The organism is Tautonia plasticadhaerens (assembly GCF_007752535.1).
GTDB classification, from domain to species: domain Bacteria; phylum Planctomycetota; class Planctomycetia; order Isosphaerales; family Isosphaeraceae; genus Tautonia; species Tautonia plasticadhaerens.
In genome coordinates this window covers 2697381-2715586 of sequence record NZ_CP036426.1, presented here as the reverse complement: position 1 = coordinate 2715586, position 18206 = coordinate 2697381, and the positions used below count along the sequence as shown (strand labels likewise).

19 protein-coding genes are annotated in these 18206 nt (G+C 70.4%); 15 read left to right on the top strand and 4 right to left on the bottom strand.

Annotated elements, in window-relative coordinates:
* Nucleotides 1–59 precede the first annotated feature (59 nt).
* Entirely contained in the window at nt 60–1088 is a 1029-nt protein-coding gene (locus ElP_RS10525) for a 3-keto-disaccharide hydrolase (protein ID WP_145269063.1), read from the top strand.
* 168 nt (nt 1089–1256) lie between these two features.
* On the opposite strand, the gene ElP_RS10520 is transcribed toward ElP_RS10525, so the two are convergent.
* The gene (locus ElP_RS10520) at nt 1257–2033 is read right to left on the bottom strand and encodes a vWA domain-containing protein (RefSeq protein WP_197446873.1); all 777 of its coding nucleotides are present in this window, start codon (nt 2031–2033) and stop codon (nt 1257–1259) included.
* Between the two features lie 243 nt (nt 2034–2276).
* On the opposite strand from ElP_RS10520, the gene ElP_RS10515 reads away from it, so the two are divergent.
* Complete coding sequence (locus ElP_RS10515; protein WP_197446872.1) at nt 2277–3179, top strand: TerC family protein; 903 nt, start codon at nt 2277–2279, stop codon at nt 3177–3179.
* A 108-nt stretch (nt 3180–3287) separates the two neighbouring features.
* On the opposite strand, the gene ElP_RS10510 is transcribed toward ElP_RS10515, so the two are convergent.
* The 3 genes from ElP_RS10510 to ElP_RS10500 all read right to left on the bottom strand — a co-directional run bounded on the left by ElP_RS10510 (nt 3288) and on the right by ElP_RS10500 (nt 6983).
* Complete coding sequence (locus tag ElP_RS10510; RefSeq protein ID WP_145269057.1) at nt 3288–4112, bottom strand: sugar phosphate isomerase/epimerase family protein; 825 nt, start codon at nt 4110–4112, stop codon at nt 3288–3290.
* A gap of 76 nt (nt 4113–4188) precedes the next feature.
* A complete protein-coding gene (locus ElP_RS10505) occupies nt 4189–5763 on the bottom strand; it encodes a hypothetical protein (RefSeq protein WP_145269055.1) in 1575 nt (524 codons plus the stop codon).
* Between the two features lie 257 nt (nt 5764–6020).
* Nucleotides 6021–6983 carry an integron integrase gene (locus ElP_RS10500; RefSeq protein WP_145269053.1) on the bottom strand — a complete coding sequence of 321 codons (963 nt, stop codon included), beginning with the start codon at nt 6981–6983 and terminating at the stop codon, nt 6021–6023.
* 212 nt (nt 6984–7195) lie between these two features.
* Between ElP_RS10500 and ElP_RS10495 the strand changes: the two genes are divergently transcribed.
* The 13 genes from ElP_RS10495 (at nt 7196) to ElP_RS10440 (ending at nt 18172) form a co-directional block, all read left to right on the top strand.
* Nucleotides 7196–7585 (top strand): hypothetical protein, encoded by a 390-nt coding sequence (locus ElP_RS10495; protein ID WP_145269051.1) that lies wholly within the window; start codon nt 7196–7198, stop codon nt 7583–7585.
* 111 nt (nt 7586–7696) lie between these two features.
* Nucleotides 7697–8155, top strand: a complete 459-nt coding sequence (locus ElP_RS10490) for a hypothetical protein (protein ID WP_145269049.1) — start codon at nt 7697–7699, stop codon at nt 8153–8155.
* 124 nt (nt 8156–8279) lie between these two features.
* Nucleotides 8280–8516: a toxin-antitoxin system HicB family antitoxin gene (locus ElP_RS10485; protein ID WP_145269047.1), complete on the top strand. Its 237-nt coding sequence runs from the start codon at nt 8280–8282 to the stop codon at nt 8514–8516.
* Nucleotides 8517–8771: 255 nt separating this feature from the next.
* The gene (locus tag ElP_RS37830; protein ID WP_231749638.1) at nt 8772–9026 is read left to right on the top strand and encodes a hypothetical protein; all 255 of its coding nucleotides are present in this window, start codon (nt 8772–8774) and stop codon (nt 9024–9026) included.
* 120 nt (nt 9027–9146) lie between these two features.
* Entirely contained in the window at nt 9147–9407 is a 261-nt protein-coding gene (locus ElP_RS10475) for a hypothetical protein (protein ID WP_145269045.1), read from the top strand.
* 711 nt (nt 9408–10118) lie between these two features.
* Entirely contained in the window at nt 10119–10781 is a 663-nt protein-coding gene (locus tag ElP_RS10470; protein ID WP_145269043.1) for a hypothetical protein, read from the top strand.
* A 593-nt stretch (nt 10782–11374) separates the two neighbouring features.
* On the top strand, nt 11375–11542 hold the full coding sequence (locus tag ElP_RS37825) for a hypothetical protein (protein ID WP_197446870.1): 168 nt from the start codon (nt 11375–11377) through the stop codon (nt 11540–11542).
* Between the two features lie 120 nt (nt 11543–11662).
* On the top strand, nt 11663–12100 hold the full coding sequence (locus ElP_RS10465) for a hypothetical protein (RefSeq protein WP_145269041.1): 438 nt from the start codon (nt 11663–11665) through the stop codon (nt 12098–12100).
* A 116-nt stretch (nt 12101–12216) separates the two neighbouring features.
* Complete coding sequence (locus tag ElP_RS10460) at nt 12217–12402, top strand: hypothetical protein (protein ID WP_145269039.1); 186 nt, start codon at nt 12217–12219, stop codon at nt 12400–12402.
* A 473-nt stretch (nt 12403–12875) separates the two neighbouring features.
* Entirely contained in the window at nt 12876–13388 is a 513-nt protein-coding gene (locus ElP_RS10455; RefSeq protein WP_145269037.1) for a hypothetical protein, read from the top strand.
* A gap of 129 nt (nt 13389–13517) precedes the next feature.
* Nucleotides 13518–16490, top strand: coding sequence for an FG-GAP-like repeat-containing protein (locus tag ElP_RS10450; RefSeq protein WP_145269035.1), 2973 nt, complete (start codon nt 13518–13520; stop codon nt 16488–16490).
* Nucleotides 16491–16794: 304 nt separating this feature from the next.
* Complete coding sequence (locus ElP_RS10445) at nt 16795–16992, top strand: hypothetical protein (RefSeq protein WP_145269033.1); 198 nt, start codon at nt 16795–16797, stop codon at nt 16990–16992.
* Between the two features lie 88 nt (nt 16993–17080).
* Nucleotides 17081–18172: a DUF1559 domain-containing protein gene (locus tag ElP_RS10440; protein ID WP_145269031.1), complete on the top strand. Its 1092-nt coding sequence runs from the start codon at nt 17081–17083 to the stop codon at nt 18170–18172.
* Nucleotides 18173–18206 lie beyond the last annotated feature (34 nt).

The window sequence follows — 18206 nt, the reverse complement described above, 5'->3', positions numbered from 1 at the left end:
GGCACCCCTCGTATGATGCGGATTTGACCGGATCGACCCGCACCCGAGGGGCCCTCGCCATGTTCGATCGCCTGCCGATTGTCGCCGCCCTGCTCTGTGCCTGCCTCGTCCCCGTCCCCCCGGCGTTCGCCGCCGATGACGGGCTCACTCCCGAGGAGATCGATCAGGGGTGGCTCCGCCTGTTCGACGGCGAGACGACCTTCGGCTGGACGGTCGAGGCCGAGGATCCGGAGAAGGCCGTCTCGGTGGCGGACGGCGTGCTGACGATCGTCGGGCCGGCGACGGTGCGGACGACCACCGAGTTCGGCGACGCCACGCTCCGGGTCGAGGCCGATGGCGAGGGCATCGCCGGGGCGATCGTGGGGTTCGGCCGGGACGAGACGGCGGATCCAATGGGTCGAATCTCCAGGACCGGCACGCTTGAACTCTCGACGGAGGGCGGGGAACGTTCCCCGGTGGTCATCGTGGTCGAGGGCGGCGGCAAGCTTCGGGTGCACCGGGTCGACCTGCTCCCCCGGGGGATGGAGCCGATCTTCAATGGCGAGGACCTCTCCGGCTGGAATGTGCTGGAGGGGGGAGAGTCGGTCTACTCGGTCACCGACGAGGGCGACCTCAACGTCAAGAATGGCCGGGGAGACATCCAGACCGAGGGGCAGTACGACGACTTCGTCCTCCAGCTCGACGTCTTCTCCAACGGGGAGCACCTCAACAGCGGCATCTTCTTCCGGGCCGTCCCCGGCGAGTTCTGGAGCGGGTACGAGTCCCAGATCCGCAACGAATATGAGGGAGAGGATCGGAATAAGCCCGTCGACTACGGCACCGGCGCCATCTACCGCCGACAGGCCGCCCGGAAGATCGTGGCCGACGACTTCGAGTGGTTCACCAAGACGATCGTCGCCCACGACAACCACTTCGCCGTCTGGGTGAATGGCTACCAGGTCACCGACTGGACCGACGATCGCCCTGCCGACGACAACGGCCGCAACGGCTACAAGGCTGCGCCCGGGGTCATCAGCATCCAGGGGCACGACCCGACCACCGACCTCAGCTTCCGGGACATCCGGATCGCCCCGATCCCGGGAGGCTGAACCTCCCGGGGCCGGGTCCGATCGGCCGGGCGGGTCGGGGCGGCGGGTCGGGGAATTCATGGTCCGGGAATCGCTTCGGGGTGGAGTCCGGCGGCTCATCCGAAATTCGGCGACTCGGTCCCCCTCGATGGGCGGTGTCGACGACACGACTGTGGGAGCGGTCGGCGGTCAGCGCCTCAGGGCGTACTGGCCGCCGGAGTCCCCGGCGATGGTCCGGAGCTGCTCGGCGCCGAGGCCCCCGGCAAGGTCGATGCAGTGGATCGGGATCGTCGAGCGGTTGGTGGCGGCGATGCCCTCCTCGGTGCCGGGGGGGAACTCGCCGTCGGAGAGCAGGAAGACGGCGTCGGGCTGGAGGCCGAGGGCGAGGTTCATGGCGCCCCTGGGGTCGGTGCCGCCGATGGCGTCGACGGACTCCAGCCAGGCATAGGTGTTCACCTTCCCCCGCTGGTCGGCCGACTTCGGCACGCCCCCGCCCATCGGGATCGGCCGGTCGTTGTAGAAGACGACCAGGTAGCGCTGGGGGAACCGCAGGGCCCCGATGCAGCGGCGGAGCTCCTGCTTGGCCCGGTAGAGGCGGAGGTCGTCGGCCATGCTGCCGGAGCAGTCGACGGCGAAGACGAAGAAGGTCCCCTTCGCCCGGACCCCGTAGAAGGAGGTCCGCTGCCAGGGGGGGAGGGATGCCCAGTCGATTGCCGGGTCGTAGGGATCTTCACCCGGATCCCGGAGCAGGTCGGCCGCCTCGGTCGACGACCGGACCACGGGCCCCACCACCCTCCGGGGGCGATCGGGCCCGGGCCCCTGGGTCCCGTCGTCGGCCTCGGCGCCCGGCTTCGGCTCGTCGGCCGGGGGAGGCTTGGGGTCGTCGGCGAGGGCCGGGGCCGCCCAGCCGATCAGGGCGATCAACAGGGCCGGGATGAGCGGCGGGGCGGGCCGGGTCGGGGGCATCGGTCCCTCCGGTTCGGGGGGGTGGGGGCTCGGGGCCTGGGAATGGCCGGAGCGGATCGAGGCGATGCCGAGTGGAGACGCACCCTCGGGGGCGGGGCATCGATCGGAGGGCTCATTGACGAGACGGGGGCCCGGTTCGCATGATGGAACGCCCGGTCGGGCCCCCCGCCGACGGCCGGGGTGCCTCCCCGCCCTCATGCCACCCCCTCGCCCGTCCTCCCCCCGATGCCGGAGTCCGACCCCTTGATCGAGGCCCTTTCCGCCGCCGACTGGATGACCCTCGGTGGCACGATCCTGACGCTCGTCGCGCTCGAAGGGCTGCTCAGCGCCGACAACGCCCTGGTGCTGGCGGTGATGGTCCGCCACCTGCCCCGGGACCAGCAGAAGAAGGCCCTGCGCTACGGCATCATCGGGGCGTTCGTCTTCCGGTTCATCGCGGTCCTGCTGGCGGCGAAGATCCTGGACTACTGGCAGCTGGAGGTCGTCGGCGGGCTGTACCTGCTGCAACTGGCCGTCCGGCACCTGATCCACGGCGAGGAGGACCACCACCTCGAGCAGGCCGAGGCCGACGCCCTGCCCGACCCCGCCCCCGACTCCGCCGACTCCCAGGTCTCCCCGGCCCTGCACGAGCCGGCCCCTCCGGCCTCCGTTCGGAAGCGGAGGCGCAAGAAGGGGGGCTTCTGGGCGACGGTGGCCGGGGTGGAGCTGGCCGACATCGCCTTCTCGATCGACTCGATCCTGGCGGCGGTCGCGCTGGCCGACGGCCTGCCGGAGCACCTGCGGGACCTGCATTTCGTCTTCTTCCCGCTGGAGACCTGGGTGATCTACATCGGCGGCGTGCTGGGGATCATCACCATGCGGTACGTGGCCGGGTACTTCCTGCTGCTGCTGAACCGGTTCAAGGGGCTGGCGGTCGGGGCCTACGTGCTGGTCGGCTGGATCGGGATCAAGCTGATCGGCTCCGGCCTGCACCACGCCCTCTACCGGGAGGAGGCCCGCCTGACCGACGGCTGGCGGGGCGAGGTCCCCGACTGGTTCGCCCGGAACCTGGAGATGCCCCCCTGGTTCTTCTGGGGCGTGATGCTGCTGATCCTGGTGATGAGCATGGTCCTCAGCCCCGCCCGCAAGCCGCAGTCGGCCGGCTGACCGACGCCCGGGGGCCGGCGGCCCGCCCCGGATTCGACGGCGGGACGCCGGCCGGGATTCGATCGGGGCCGGGAGCCCGCCCGGCCTCCCGGCCCTCGGCTCGTCGGCTCAGGCGTAGGTGACGCCCTCCCGGGACAGCGCGGTCTGCAGGGCGACGGCGGCGTCCCCGAAGCGCTCGGGGCCGGTGAATCCGGTGCTGGCCTCGGCCACCAGCAGGTGGGGCTCCAGCACGCAGTACCCCTCGAAGCCCTTGGCGACGGCGTCGGTGATGAGCTTCGGGATCTGGCCCTCCCCCTCCCCGGCGGGGACGTTCTTCTTGGTCTTGGTGTCGTAGTCCTTCACGTGGAAGTGGACGACCCGGTCCCGGAGCATCGTCCAGGCCTTGTCGACCGGCTGGCCGACCTCCAGGTAGTTCGCCGGGTCGAAGGCGTGGCCCAGCGCGGGGGAGTCGACCGCGTCGAGGATCTCCTTCACCCGGTCGGCCGTGTCGCCGTAGATCCCCTTCTCGTTCTCCAGCAGCAGGGTGACCCCCCGCTTCTCGGCGACCTCGGCCATGGCGGCCATCCGGCGGAGGACCTCCTCGCGGTGGTCCTCGGGCGCGCCCCCCTCGGGGATGTAGAACGAGAAGATCCGGATCCGGGGGCACTCGTAGAAGTCGCAGAGGCCCAGGGCGACGTCGAGCCGCTCCAGGTGGGGCTCGAACGGCTCGTCGGCCTTGATCTTGCCGATGGGGGAGCCGATGGCGCTGAGCGCCATGCCCCGCTCCCGGAGCATCTCCCGGAACTCCTCGTGCTGCTCGGCCGTCAGGTCCAGGACGTTCGTGTCGTGGATCGACCGGAACTCGACGAAGCGGATGCTGTGGATCAGCAGGTTGTCGAGCTGCTCGGTCGGGTCGGCGGAGATCTCGTCGGCGAAGGCGCTCAGGTAGATCATGGGGGACGGTCCCGAGGGGCGGGGGCCGGCCGGGGCGCGGTTCGGGCGCGACCGGCGGGGCCGGAGGATGATGGGCCTATCCTACCAGCCCGCCCCCCGTCTGCGAACGCCCCTCGGCGGCCCTCCCCGGGCCTCCCGGCCCGTCAGGCCCCTCGGGACGCCTCGACGGCCCCGGGAGGGGAGCCGCAGGGCCCTCCCCGGATCGATCGGGCCGGGGGGCGATCGGCCCCCGATCGGCCGGGGCGGTCGGGGGCCGGATATGGCAAGGTGCGCCTCGGCTCGCCGGGAGGCCCGGTCGGGAGCCGGTGTCGGAACTCATGACCTGGGTTCGGCTTTTGCGTCGAATCGTCGGCGAGTTTCGCCGCCGAAATGGGTTCGGTCCGTCGCGGCGCACCGGGGAGTTCGGCCCGGAGTCCGGCCGGGGGAGACGGGGGGACGGCCGGCCCGATCGGGGAGGGGGGCGGGGGCGTCGGCCGATGCTCCCGGGGCTGCTCCTGGGTCCCGATCGGGGACGGGCCCCGATCGAAGACGGCTCGGGGGGGATCGGGATCGCCTCGGGTCCGGGGGCGAGACCGGTCCCGATCGAGGGGGAGAGATCGGGTCCGAGGTCGAGTCCGGGACAAGCGGCGTCGACCCCGATCCGCTCGAAGCCCGGGGGGGTGGGGTCGCTGTCCAGCTCCCGCCACCAGCCGCCGCCGACGGGGGCCCGGGGGAGGGTGCAGTGCCGGGCCTCCTTCGAGCGCTCCAGCAGCTCCCGTCGGCGACGGTCCCGGAGATTCAGGTAGAGCCGGACGGCCGCGTTGGCCGACCGGTCGGCGTCTCGGGCGTAGCGCTGGCGGAGCTGCCCGCCGGTCGAGGGGTCGGCGGCCATCGCCCGGGAGACGACCGCGTCCCGGGACGGCCCCTCGACCTGCGCCCAGGATTCCTCCCGGAGCGCGACCAGCCGGTCGACCTGCTCGGCGATGAAGGCCCGCAGCGCGGCCCTCGCCCCGGCCGGGTCGGCGGGCACGGGATCCTCCCCCGGGGCGTCGGGGATCCGGGTCACGGTCGAGGGGGAGCAGGAGGCGGCCAGCCTCCAGAGGAGGCGGACCTCCGGCTCGGCGTCGGGGCCGGGGAGCCCCTCGGGCAGGCCGAGCAGGAGCTGGGCCCGGAGGACGGTCCGTTGGTCCCAGCCGTTGCCGAGCCGGAGCGGGGCGTCGAGCGATTCCCAGCGGCGGATCAGCCAGTCGCAGCCGAAGGCGGACGCCTCCAGGTCGAACAGGACGTGGCCCGGGTCCTTCGGCAGGTCCTGGGCCCTCCGCCTGGCCCGGTGCCGCTGGCGGTCCTCCCAGGACCGGACCTCCTCCCGGGCCGCCTCCTGCCGGGAGTCCTCCCGGGCCCGGTCCAGCCGCTTCAGGGCGACCGAGCCGACCGCCGCCCGGAGGACCAGGTGGTCCTCGACCACGTTCTCCGGCCCGGCCTCCTTCCGCCATCGGGCCAGCTCGGCCTCGTAGGCCGCCCGGTCCGACTCCGGCACGACCACCAGCGCGGCGAAGCCGTGCTTCAGTCCGTTGGATCGGCTCCGATGCTTCCCCCCGGGCGTCCTCGGCCCGGTCGACCTCTGCGCGTTCCGACGGTTGGCCTCGACCTGCTTCGGCGACGGCGTGCCCACGATGCGATCTCCACGAGGTGCGGTGCCAGGTGCGTTGAACGTGTCCCGAGAGGACCGAACCGATCCCATCCCATCCGAGCCGACCGGAGGTCCCCTCCTGCCCCCGGTCCGGGCGGACCCCTCCCCTCCGGCGCGCGACGGGCCCATACCCTAATCATCACGCCGAGGGCGGGCGAAATTCATCTTTTCCGCGAGGCGTGATCCGGCACCGCCCGGCCCCATCGCCCCCGGGTGGCCGGGTCCCGAGCCATTTCGGATCAGCCGATCAGCAAGTCGATCGGGCTGCGGACGCCCATCGGGCCGGACCGGAGGACGTGGGTATAGATCATGGTGGTCCGCACGTCCTTGTGGCCGAGCAATTCCTGGACGGTCCGGATGTCGCTCCCCGATTCGAGCAGGTGGGTGGCGAAGCTGTGACGGAAGGTGTGGCAGGAGGCGGGCTTGACGATCCCCGAGGCCTGGACCGCCTTCGAGACGGCGGCCTGGACGGCCCGCTCGGCCAGGTGATGGCGCCGGACGACGTCCGATCGCGGGTCGACGCCCCGCTTCGAGGCCGGGAAGACGTATTGCCAGCCGGGCTGACGGTCGGCGTCCGGGTACTTCGTCGCCAGGGCGCCGGGCAGGTAGGCCCGGCCGTATCCCTCGCGGAGGTCCTTCGCATGGACGGCGGCGGCGTGCTCGATCTGCCTGCGGAGCGGGTCGGCCAGCGCCCTCGGCAGCAGGGTGACGCGGTCCTTCTGCCCCTTGCCGTCCCGGACGACCAGGTGGGCCTGGCCGAAGTCGACGTCCTTGACCCGCAGGCGGAGGCACTCCAGCAGGCGGAGCCCGGCGCCGTAGAGCAGGCTGGCGATGAGCCATCTCTCGCCGGTGAGGTGGTCGAGGACGGCCTTGACCTCCTCCCGGGTCAGGACGACCGGCAGGCGATCGGGCCTCCGGGCGCGGACGACCTCGCCCAGCTCCTCGACGGGCCGTCCGAGCACCTCCTTGTACAAGAACAGCAGGGCCGCCATCGCCTGGTTCTGGGTCGACGCCGCCACCCTCCGCTCGACGGCCAGGGAGGTGAGGAAGGCGTTGACCTCCGCCTCCCCCAGCTCGATCGGGTGCCGGGTGCCGTGGAAGCGGATGAACTGCGTGATCCAGCCGACGTATGCCTCCTCGGTCCGGATGCTGAGATGACGGACCCGGATCGCCTCCCGGACCTGATCGAGCAGCTTCGCCATCGGGGTGCGCCTTTCGCTCGTGCCCTTCGTGCGCGTTCGCACGTCGAACCCCGGGCAATTCCCTTGCAATCTCCGGCGATTGCAGCCACATTGGATCCGACGCCCGGGATTATACGAGCGTTCAGGCGTGTTACACCACGAATTTTCGGACGTCGGTTTGTCGCAAATGCGACGAATCGTGCGCCGAAACAAGGTTAGGCGGCGGAGGTCGTATGACTGCAGCACCGCCAATCTCGGAAGACCGCCCACTGACCGCGCAAGAGCAGGTCCTTGTCCGCTGGCTGCTGGAGCACGGCAACCCGGACGCCGCCGGATTCCTCCCGCAACTCGCCGAGGCGAGAGTGGTGTCCAGGTGCCCGTGCGGGTGCCCCAGCGTCGACTTCTCCATCGGCCAGGAGCTTCCCCCGGTCGGTGCCGGGATGCAGGTCTTGGCCGACTACCAGTGGCAGGCGGCAGGAGGGCCGTTGTTCGGGGTGTTCGTTTTCGCGCGTGGCGGCCTGCTTGCTGGTCTGGAGGTGTGGTCGGTCGACGGCCAAGATACTGCGTGGTCGCTCCCGAAGATCGAGCAATTGCGGCCGCTGGTGTTCGCGCCGACCGCCTAACCTCGCGCTGCAGCGGACCCGGCCCGCCACCGGCGCTCATTCACATGCATTGCCCAGTCTCGGCGGGCCGGTCCGCTGAGCTTGGTCGTTAGGCTCACAAGGAGATCACCGATGCGTCACCTGGTCTCGGCGGCCACGGGCCTCCTCCTGCTCCTTCCAACGACGCCTACGCTGGCCGTCGATGGCCCGGACATCGACGAGGTCGCTGCCGCGTGGGTCTATCCCGAGGCGACAGACGTTCTCTCCGCCGGGAAGCCTTCGTTTTACAACACGATGTTCAAGACACCCGATGATGTACATACCGTCCTGAAGCATTACGCCAAGAAGCTGGGGGTCGACCCGGGGAACATGGCCGACCCGGACGGCGCGATCGGTGTGCTTTCCGGCTCGGTCGAGAGCGGCGAGTCATTCTCGATCGTCAAGTCCACATCGGCAGCGATGGACGGGGTCGAAGAGGTCGCATTTACCCACAAGTCGACGTCCGCATTGACGACTCTCGTCATCCATCGGGTCCGAGACGGCGATCTGACGAGGGTCACGGTCTTTCGCGCAGAGCTTGTCGGCGGCTGAGCCTAACCTCGCGCTGCAGCGGACCCGGCCCGCCGCGGCGCTCGCTAGTCAGTCGTAGCAAACCCTCGGCGGGCCGGCCCGCTGAGCTTTGGCGTTAGGCGGCGGGGGGCGGAGGGCGTGTCCGATGCGGGAGACGGTCGCTCACTTCATGCTTCGGATGCCGGCCGCGCTACACGATCGGCTCGCCGAGCGTGCCCGTCGCGAGCGGGTGTCGCTGAACGCCCTGATCGTGCGGATGATCGACGAAGGGCCAGGCCCGGAAGATGGCGATGCGGCCGGCTCGCCGGTCCCACGCGGCGGCGGCCCCCCGCACCGCGATCGGCGTGCCGCGTCCGATGCCCCCGACTCGGAGATGCCTTGAGCCTCTGCCGGTCGAGGCTCGCCGGGACCGCCTAACCTCGCGCTGCAGCGGACCCGGCCCGCCGCGTCGCTTCGTGGTAACATCAAGCTCTGTCTCGGCGGGCCGGTCCGCTGAGCTTGGTCGTTAGTCGTCATGCCGCAAGCGGCACCCTGAGATCATGAAAATGGGCAATCTGGCTGGGGACGGACCGGCCTTCGAGGCCCATTTACAGAGCAGGCGGCGGGGGCGAAGATGCGTTATCGCCTCGGAACGCTGATGCTCTTGGTGCTCGTCTTGGCCCTGGGGTTGGCGATCGTCTTCCAGAGCCAGCGACTGGAGCGGCGCGGGGCCGCATTGGGCTCGCAGGTCCGGGCGCTTCAGCGGGAGAACCGTCGCCTCGAAGAGCGCGTTCGCGAGCTTGAGCGGCGGAGGGAGCAAGGGGAGATCATCCTCCGCGGTGAGACCGGTCGTAGGAAGGTCGATCTCCAGAAAGCACAAGAGGTCGTGAGCAACGAGCATGCGCCGGGTTGATCGCCTAACCTCGCGCTGCAGCGGACCCGGCCCGCGGCGGCGCTCGGTGGTCAGTCAACGGTTCCGCTCGGCGGGCCGGTCCGCTGAGCTTGGTCGTTAGGCGGCGGGGGTGCAACGCCGGTGCTTCGCTCCGCGAATGTCCCTCCGAGCCTCCGGCACCTGATCCCGCTTGCCGAGCGCTTCGGCGTCACCGATGATGTCCAACGCGAGCGGCTCGTCTCCTCGGCGTCGCCCCATGAGATTGCCCGGCTCAAGGCAGCCGTCCAGGCGAACGACGACGACCTGGATGATTGGCTCGCCGGCTCGGAGGCCGATGGCCCAAAGTTCTCGGCGGAGTACCTGGCGTTCAGCGCCATGCGGATGGCGGCCGACTCCGCCTAACCTCGCGCTGCAGCGGACCCCGGCCGCTGTGGACGGCTTCTGGTAACATCGAAGCTCACACTCAGCGGCCGGGTCCGCTGAGCTTGGTCGTTAGGCGGCGGAGGTGTCGCGTCTCCCGCACCTGTGGAGTGACCGGAAGGAGGGCGATGATGAAGGTCGCATGTAAGGCATTCCGCATCGAATGGGATGACGAACCCAACTTCGACGCGGCAACGAACTTCACGGAGCAACTCGCTCCGGAACAACTCATATCGATATCTCACTCCAATAGTCACGTCGTGGTTTGGTACTGGGAACGCGAGCAGAAGTCGCGAAGCGACGCCGAAGTATAGGCGGGTGGAGCCTTCAGGTCGCCTAACCTCGCGCTGCAGCGGACCCGGCCCGCCGCGGCGCTTCCTGGTAACATCGAGGTCACTCTCGGCGGTCCGGTCCGCTGAGCTTTGGCGTTAGGCGGCGGCCGAAGCCCTTGCTCGCAGGGGTTCCTCGGACGTGGGTTTGTCTGCGTGTGCCGAGCGACAGGCAGCATCGAGGGTTGCTTTTCCGAGACATTGCTTGATTCCGCTTGCAGCAACGCTGCTCGATGATAAGGTGCGGTCGCCGATGTTCGGAATTGCGCGGGCAGCTACCGCCCTCGCCTCAGCGTCGAGACGAGTGGTGTTCGAAGCGGTGCCTTTCCCTTTGAACGGGCTCTGTGGCCCGAGGAAGCATCCGATGAGTCGCCTCTCGAAGCAGTCCGCAGTCGTCATGCTCTTGGGGTTCGTGGCCGTCGCGATGGCCCCCACGCTCTCGTTTGGGCAGGGCGGCCAATCGCCGCTACTGCCGCCGAACGCGAATTTCCGCGGCAAGTCGTTTACGGAGTGGAACGTCCTGGCCCTCGAATGGGAGATCGCTACTAGTCTGGGCGGTCAGGATCTTCCCGGGACGGTCCAGAAGGTCCGGTTCATGCCATTCAATTTCGCGGGAGACGAGTTCGACATCCGGGTCAAGCCCGGGACGGCGATCGCGCACCCCGTGTTGCCCATCTACGGAGAGCTCTACGACGACGGCACCCAGGACGATCCCGACGCCGATTACTCGTTCCTGTATGAGGCCACCTTCATCGATGCCCGGCTCGATGGCCAGGTGTTGTTCCAGGGCTTCGCCAGCGATTACGAGCCGTACAGTTTTGGCACCGTCGTGCTCGATGGGCCGATCTTCTACGCGGAGCCACAGCCTCGCGGTCCCGGACTGAACGCCATCGCGGCCACGTTCGTCTTCGGGACCGGCGCGGTGTTCCACCCACTGCCCGTCGGCGAGCACACGCTGGTGATCGACGTGCAGGGTCCACTCGGCGACTACCACACCACCTACCACATCACGGTCTCGCCGAAGTAGGGTAGGGTGCGGGCGGGTGGCATGCTCTCGCGCAGCGTGAGCATGTCTTCGGCTGCCCCTGCATGCTCACGCTGCGCGAGAGCATGCCACCCGCCCGCCGATGGTTCACCGGCGGGGTAGCCGGGGTCGTCCGCGACCCCAGCCCGATTGACCCGGCCGCTCCGGTCGGACCGGGGTCGCGGACGACCCCGGCCGCCCCGCCGCCTCGCGCGACTGGTCGAGCAACCTGGGCATGTTTGCCGCCTCCCGGTAGTGCGCCTCATCCCGGATCCCGCTTGAGGACTGGAAAGGGGACATTCCTAATTCTGGAGGTGAACTGCGCAAGCGGGGCAACCTCGCCGCCTAACCTCGCGCTGCAGCGGACCCGGCCCGCCGCGGCGCTAATTGGTCATGCAATGGCTTCTCTCGGCGGGCCGGTCCGCTGAGCTTTTTCGTTAGGCGTCTCGGGAGTCGGTGACGTGGCGGATGGCGAAGATTCCGACCTCCGCGCTGAAGACCTTCCGCCGCCGGACGCATCTTGGGACGACATCTGGCGGCTCGCCCTCACCTTCAATGGGTACCAGCATTGGGGTTCCTTCGAGAAGTGCGCCGAGGTGGCCAACCAAGAGCGAGACGCCACGCTGATCGACCTGCGGACTTGCCTGTTCTTCGAGTTCCAGCGTTGGCGCCACTACGGCGACGAACCCGACGAGGAGGCCGAACCGTACATCCGTAGCCTTGTGTCCAAGATACGCGAGCGTGTGTCGGCGGCCGACGCCTAACCTCGCGCTACAGCGGACCCACGCCGCCGCGGCGCTCGCTGGTACAATCGAAGGTCGCTCGGGCGGGGTGGTCCGCTGAGCTTTGGAGTTAGGCGGCAATTCCGCTCAAGGAGCGGGTAGATGCGGATTCCGATCCCGTTCATCCCGGCAGCGCTGGTGATCCGGTTCGAAGGCCGACCTCTAGGGCCGCCGCGACCCCGCTTCACCGTCCGCCGCCTCATGGTCGCGGTGGCCCTCGTGGGCATGTGGCTGGCCTTCGCGGCGCACAGCGATCGGCTCCGGTTCCGGGCGTCCGATTATGTCACGCGGGCGAATGGGGTGTGGCCGCCGCCCAGCTCGCCGCTCGACTTCGGGCCGCAGGGGGCCGAGGTCGAGCGACTCAAGGCGGTCGAGCTTCGATATGCGGCCCGATCGAACGTCTACCATTCGGCTGCGAATCGCATCGACCGCGTGCTGATCGCGACGCTGCTCATCGCGACGGCGCTCGGGGCCGCCGCCGGCATTTCCGCGCTGTTCCGCTTGAGCAGCACGCGAAGGCCGACTGATCCCGCCGCCTAACCTCGCGCTGCAGCGGACCCCGGCCGCCGCGGCGTCTTGTGGACAGTCCTAGCTATCCCTCGGCGGCCGGGTCCGCTGAGCTTCGACGTTAGGCGGCTCGGGAGCTATACGATCGGATGTCCCGACCATTCACCGTCGCACTCTTGGGCCTCGTCTTCGCGGCCGCGGTCCTGGCGTATGGCGAGTTCGCCCGCGCCAAGGGGGCCGTCCCCCTGGCGTTCCTGGCCGGCGGCACGATGATGGTTGGCGGGCTCGCGGTCGGACTCATGCGTTCGCTTGCGGGCAAGCGGAGCCGGTCCTAGCCGGCCTAACCTCGCGCTGCAACGGACCCGGCCCGCCGCCCGCGCTGACTCCGATGCGGAGCACATTCTCGGCGGGCCGGTCCGCTGAGCTTTATTGTTAGGCGGCGGAGGCGACGGCACAACCGCTGTTCCATGTCGCTGAACTCTTCGACATCCGGGGGCGCGGCCTCGTCGTCGCGACCGACATCCCCGTGTCGAAAGCTCACTTCAAACTCCGCATCGGCGACGTCATCGAGTTCGTGCGGTCGGACGGCTCTCGACTCCGCACCGTTGTGCGTGGCAGAGTAAGCCCCTCGATCATACCGCAACCGGTAATGTGGTGAGGGGCTTGGCCGGGGTCGGGAGCGGACTGACGGGAGGGGGATGGTGGTGTAGGATGGGGCGTCGAGGGCGGCGGCCGGGGCCGGGGAGGCCGGTCGATCGGGGGCGTTGGCCGCCCGGGATGGTCGGGCGCGATCGGCGAAGGGGGCGGGATGCTCTGGCTCTGGACGTTCTTGATCTACTGGCTGCTGCTGTTCGTGGTCTGCTACATCGTCACCGAGGTGGGGCAGAACCACTTCTATGACGAGGTGACGCCGCTCGCCTGGCTGAAGGTGGGCGGGTCGACGCTGCTGCTGGCCGGGGCCCTGACGTGGTGGGACCCGTCGAGCGTGGACCTGTTCACGGACGAGATCTGGATCCTGGCGATGCTGGCGGTCGCGGCGTTCGTGCTCTTCACCGTGGTGATGCGGTTCCATGCGCCCCACGCCCTGATGCTCGGGCCGGTCGCCGTGGTGCTCATCTCGATCATGGCCGCGATGGCCGTCGATAGCCTGAAGACCTCCGGCAGGGCGGCCCGGCGGGACCGGCCGATCCCCCCCTCCCAGCGGACGATCCGCAAGTCGGCCTCCAGCTCGATCGAACTCCCCGAACCGGAGGAACCGGCGGCGGGGGCCGTCGAGGGGGAGGGAGCGCCGTCGTCCCCCTCGGCCTCGCCTCCGCCCTGATCGGGCCCGGCGGCGGTGGTTGATGCCCCGGGCGGGCGTCGGGACAATGGGAGGGGGGTGAGCCCGCCCCTCGCCCGTCTCGTCTCAGGTCGTCTCGTCTCGATCGATCGCTCGCTCGGAGGGGCCCGGATGCGTCGACTGCTGCTGGTGGTGGCCGTCCTGGCCGGGGTCTCCTGCTGCGCCGGGGGGTGGTGGGGGTGGCGGTCGTGGTCGGCCCGGCGGTACCTCGAGGCGATCGAGGGTGCCAAGCGGGAGGCGTCGAGCGGTTCGGTGGCGAGGGCCCGCCGGACGCTGGAGGAGGCCGCCTCGCGATGGCCGGGCCGGGGGGAGGCGGAGTTCCTGCTCGGCGCCGTCGAGCAGGCGATGGGCAGGACCGAGGCGGCGAAGGCGGCCTGGGCCCGGGTGCCGGGGGGCTCCGAGTTCGGCCCCGAGGCGGCGATGATGCTCGCCCGGGTCGCCCTGGCCGGCGACCTCATGGCCGAGGCCGAGCGGCACCTGCCCCGGGCGCTGGAGGCGGAGGGCCCGCTCGGGATCGAGGCGAGGGAGTCGCTACTGCTGCTCTACAAGCTCCAGGGCCGTTACGAGGAGGCCCGTCGGCTCGTCCGGGACGGGTGGGTCCGCTACCCGGACAAGGTCGGCACGCTCCAGCAGCTCTGGCACCTGGACAACGCCAACCCGATCGCGCTGGAGGACCACCGCCGGATCGTCGATCGCGCCTCCCGGGCCGCCCCCGAGGACGACCGGGTCTGGCTCTCCCGGGCCCACCTGGCGAACCGGGAGGCCCGGTTCGACGACTCGGCGGCCTGGCTCTCGAAGTGCCTGGCCCGCCGCCCCGAGGACCCGGCCGTCTGGCGGGTGGCCCTCGACCGGGCGCTGGCGGTGCAGGACCCGGCGAGGGCCCGGGAGGCGCTGGGGCACCTGCCGCCGGGCCTCGTGCCCCCGGCCGAAGTGCTGGAGCTGCGCGCCTGGTTCGCCTCCCTGGCCGGCGACCCGGAGGCCGAGCGCCGGGCCCTGGGCCGGCTGGTCGAGCTGGATCCGGGGGCGATCCACGCCGTCGACCGCCTGGCCGGGCTGGCCTCCCGGCTCGGGGAGCCGGGGGAGGTCGACCGGCTCCGGGGCCGGAAGGGGGAGCTGGATCGCCTGCTCGAACGCTATCTCGACCGCATGTTCGAGCCCGACCCGATCGAGGACGCCGTCGAGCTTGCCGGCTGGGCGGAGCGACTGGGCCGGGCCTTCGAGGCGAGGGGGTGGTGGGAGCTGGCCGGTTCGCTCGGCGAGGACGAGGCCGAGGAGCGTCGCCGGGCGATCGCCCGGCTCGACCTCCTGGAGGGGCGTCGGGCCTCGGCCGCCTCGCTGCCGGAGTTGCTGGCGGATCTGGAGGAGATGGGGACCTCGATCGGCCCCTCGGACGCCCCGGCCATCCCGGGAGGCCCGATGCCGACGTTCGAGGACGAGGCGGCGGAGGCCGGGCTGACGTTCACCTATGCGAGCGGCAAGACCCCGGAGCGCCAGATCCCGGAGACGATGGGGGGCGGTGTCGGCCTGCTCGACTTCGACGGGGACGGCCTGCTCGACGTCTTCGTCGTCCAGGGCGGCACCTTCCCGCCCGACCCGGACGCGCCCAGCACCGGCGACCGGCTGTTCCGGAACCGGGGGGACGGGACCTTCGAGGACGCCACCGAGTCGAGCGGGATCGCCCGGCTCCCGGCCGGCTACGGCCATGGCGTCGCCGTGGGGGACGTCGACGACGACGGCGACCCCGACCTGTTCCTGACCCGATGGGGGTCGTATGCCCTGTACCGGAACAACGGGGACGGCACGTTCGGGGACGCCACCGAGGCGTCGGGCCTGGGGGGCGACCGGGACTGGCCGACCTCGGCCGCCTTCGCCGACCTCGACGGGGACGGCGACCTGGATCTCTACGTCTGCCACTACCTCGTCTGGGATCCCGAGCACCCGAGGGTCTGCAAGGAGCCGGACGAGGAGGTGGTCCGCCTCTGCAACCCGGGGCTCTTCCCGTCCCGGCCGGACCACCTCTACCGGAACGACGACGGCCGATTCGTCGACGTGACGGCGGAGGCCGGGATCGTCGACACCCACGGCCGGGGGATGGGGGTGGTCGCCAACGACTTCGACGGCGACGGCCTGATCGACCTGTACGTGGCCAACGACCAGACGGCCAACTTCCTCTGGAGGAATCTCGGGGGGATGCGGTTCGAGGAGTCCGGCCAGCTGGCCGGGGTGGCGGCCAGCGGGCACGGGGGATACCAGGCGGGCATGGGCGTCTCCTGCGGCGACCCGAACGGAGACGGCCTGCCGGACCTCGTCGTGACCAACTTCTACGACGAGGGGACGACCTTCTACCAGAACCTCGGCCGGGGCATCTTCAACGACTCGAGCGCCCGGGCGGGCGTCTCGGCCGCGACCCGGTCGCTCCTGGGCTTCGGCATCGCCTTCCTCGACGCGAACAACGACGGCTGGGACGACCTGGCCCAGGCCAACGGGCACGTCGACGACTTCCGTCCCGAATCCCCCTACGCCATGCCCGCCCAGCTCCTGCTCGGCGGCCCCTCGGGGAGGCTGGTCGACGCGGGAGGCCGGGCCGGGGAGCCCTGGACGGTCGACCGGCTGGGCCGGGCGATGGCCGAGGGGGACCTTGATAACGACGGCCGGATGGACCTGGTCTTGCTGTCGCTCGACGCGCCGATGGCCCTGCTGCGGAACCGGTCCGGGGGGATCGGCCGCTGGGCGACCTTCGCCCTGGAGGGGACCGGGTCGGGACGGGACGCGGTGGGGGCCCGGGTGACCGTCTCGGCCGGGGGCCGGGAGCGGGTCGGCTGGCGGGTCGGCGGGGGGAGCTACCAGTCGAGCGGGGATCCCCGGGTGCACTTCGGGCTGGGGGACGCCGACCGGGTCGACTCGGTCGAGGTCCGGTGGCCCTCCGGGAGGGTCGACCGATTCGGGGGCCTGCCGGTCGACTCGGGTTTCCTGATCCGGGAGGGCGAGCCCGTCCCCCGGCCCCTGCCCGGCTTCGGCGCGGGCGGGCGGGCCTCGATGGGGGGCCGGGAGACGGCCGATCCCGGTCGGATCGACGACGACTGACCCATCCCCTTGCAATCGGGACGTGACTCCCGTATAGAAGGATGCGGGCACCCGCATGCCGGGGCCCTCCATTCTTCCGTGCGTCGAGTTCGCGTTCCGATTCCGGACGCCGCCGGCGAGGCGGCGGGGACCAAGAGTCGTCGAAGGTCCTTCGGGGACGTTCGGCGGTCGTGGCTGCGCGCGTCGGGGCGGACGCCGGGGTGCCGACATTGGTCGGCCCCCGGCCCTGGCCCGGGGTGCGGGGCCGGCCACGCCCGAGGCCCTCCCCGACGGGCGAATCCGTGCAACGATGAGGGAGTTTCGCATGATCTGGATGCGATTCGGGCCGTCGCGCGTGCATGCGCTGATCGTGGCCCTGGGCCTGTCGCCGGCGGTCGTCGGCTGCGGGGGCGACGACGACGGCCAGGCCGTTCAGACCGAGGAGATGAACCAGCATCTCCAGGAGGTCACCGGCAACTACGGCCAGCAGTATGCCGAGCAGTACAGCAAGAAGGGGCAGTGATCGGGGCCGTCCCCGAGGGGGGGCGGCCCGACCTGCCGATGTCCGAGGAGAGTCCCGAGATCGATCCCAACGAGAGAGGAGCAATGGGATGAGACGTCACCGCACGAGTCGCGGGTTCACGCTGATCGAGCTGCTCGTGGTCATCGCCATCATCGGCGTGCTGATCGCCCTGCTGCTGCCCGCGGTGCAGAGCGCCCGGGAGGCGGCGAGGCGGTCGCAGTGCACGAATAACCTGAAGCAGATCGCCCTGGGCCTGCACAACTACCATTCGACCCATGACTCGTTCCCGATCGGCATCACCCAGACGCCCCAGGGGGGCGCCCTCGACTACGGCGGCCCCTGGAGCGGCTTCAGCCCCCATGCCCAGCTGATGCCCTTCCTGGAGCAGAATCAGCTCTACGCCTCGACCAACTTCGAGTGGGCCTGCTTCGAGCCCCCCAACAGCCCGACGGTCTACCAGGCGATGGTCAGCGTCTTCCTCTGCCCCTCGGACCCGAACGCCGACCGGAGGCACACCAACAGCTACGCCGCCAGCTACGGCGCCACCACGACCAACCTCTACAACTGGAACAACAACGTCCCGGCTAACTCCGTCAACGTCCAGATCCCCGCGGACTCCTCGGGGATGTTCACCTTCGGCAAGTCGTACAACATCGCGGCGGCCCGGGACGGCACCAGCAACACCATCGCCTTCGCCGAGTGGCTCACCGGCGAGCAGGGGGCCAACTACGACGCGGTGAACCCCGGGGCGAAGTACCGGGGCAACTTCCTGATCCAGGACGTGCCCCTGCCCGACGGGGCGGTTCAGATCAACGCCTTCACCAACAAGGTCGCCGTCCGAGAAGGGGTCGAGATCTGCCGGCAGGCCTTCAAGACCGCCACCGCGGGGATCCACGATTTCCGGGGCTGGCGGTGGTCGCACGGGGCCACGGTCTTCGGCCTCTTCAACACGATCCAGCCGCCCAACGACACCTTCGGCGGCTGCCGGGATGATCCCCGGCAGGACGGCTGGCCGGACCACGCCTTCACCGTCGGCGCCTCCAGCGCCCACCCGGGGGGGGTGAACGTCGGCTTCGGCGACGGCTCGGTCCGGTTCATCAAGGACACCGTGAACCTGGACGTCTGGTGGGCCCTGGGGACCCGCAATGGCGGCGAGGTCCTCAGCGCCGACCAGTACTGATCGCGTCTCCTCCGCCGACCCGTCGCCGGGTCGG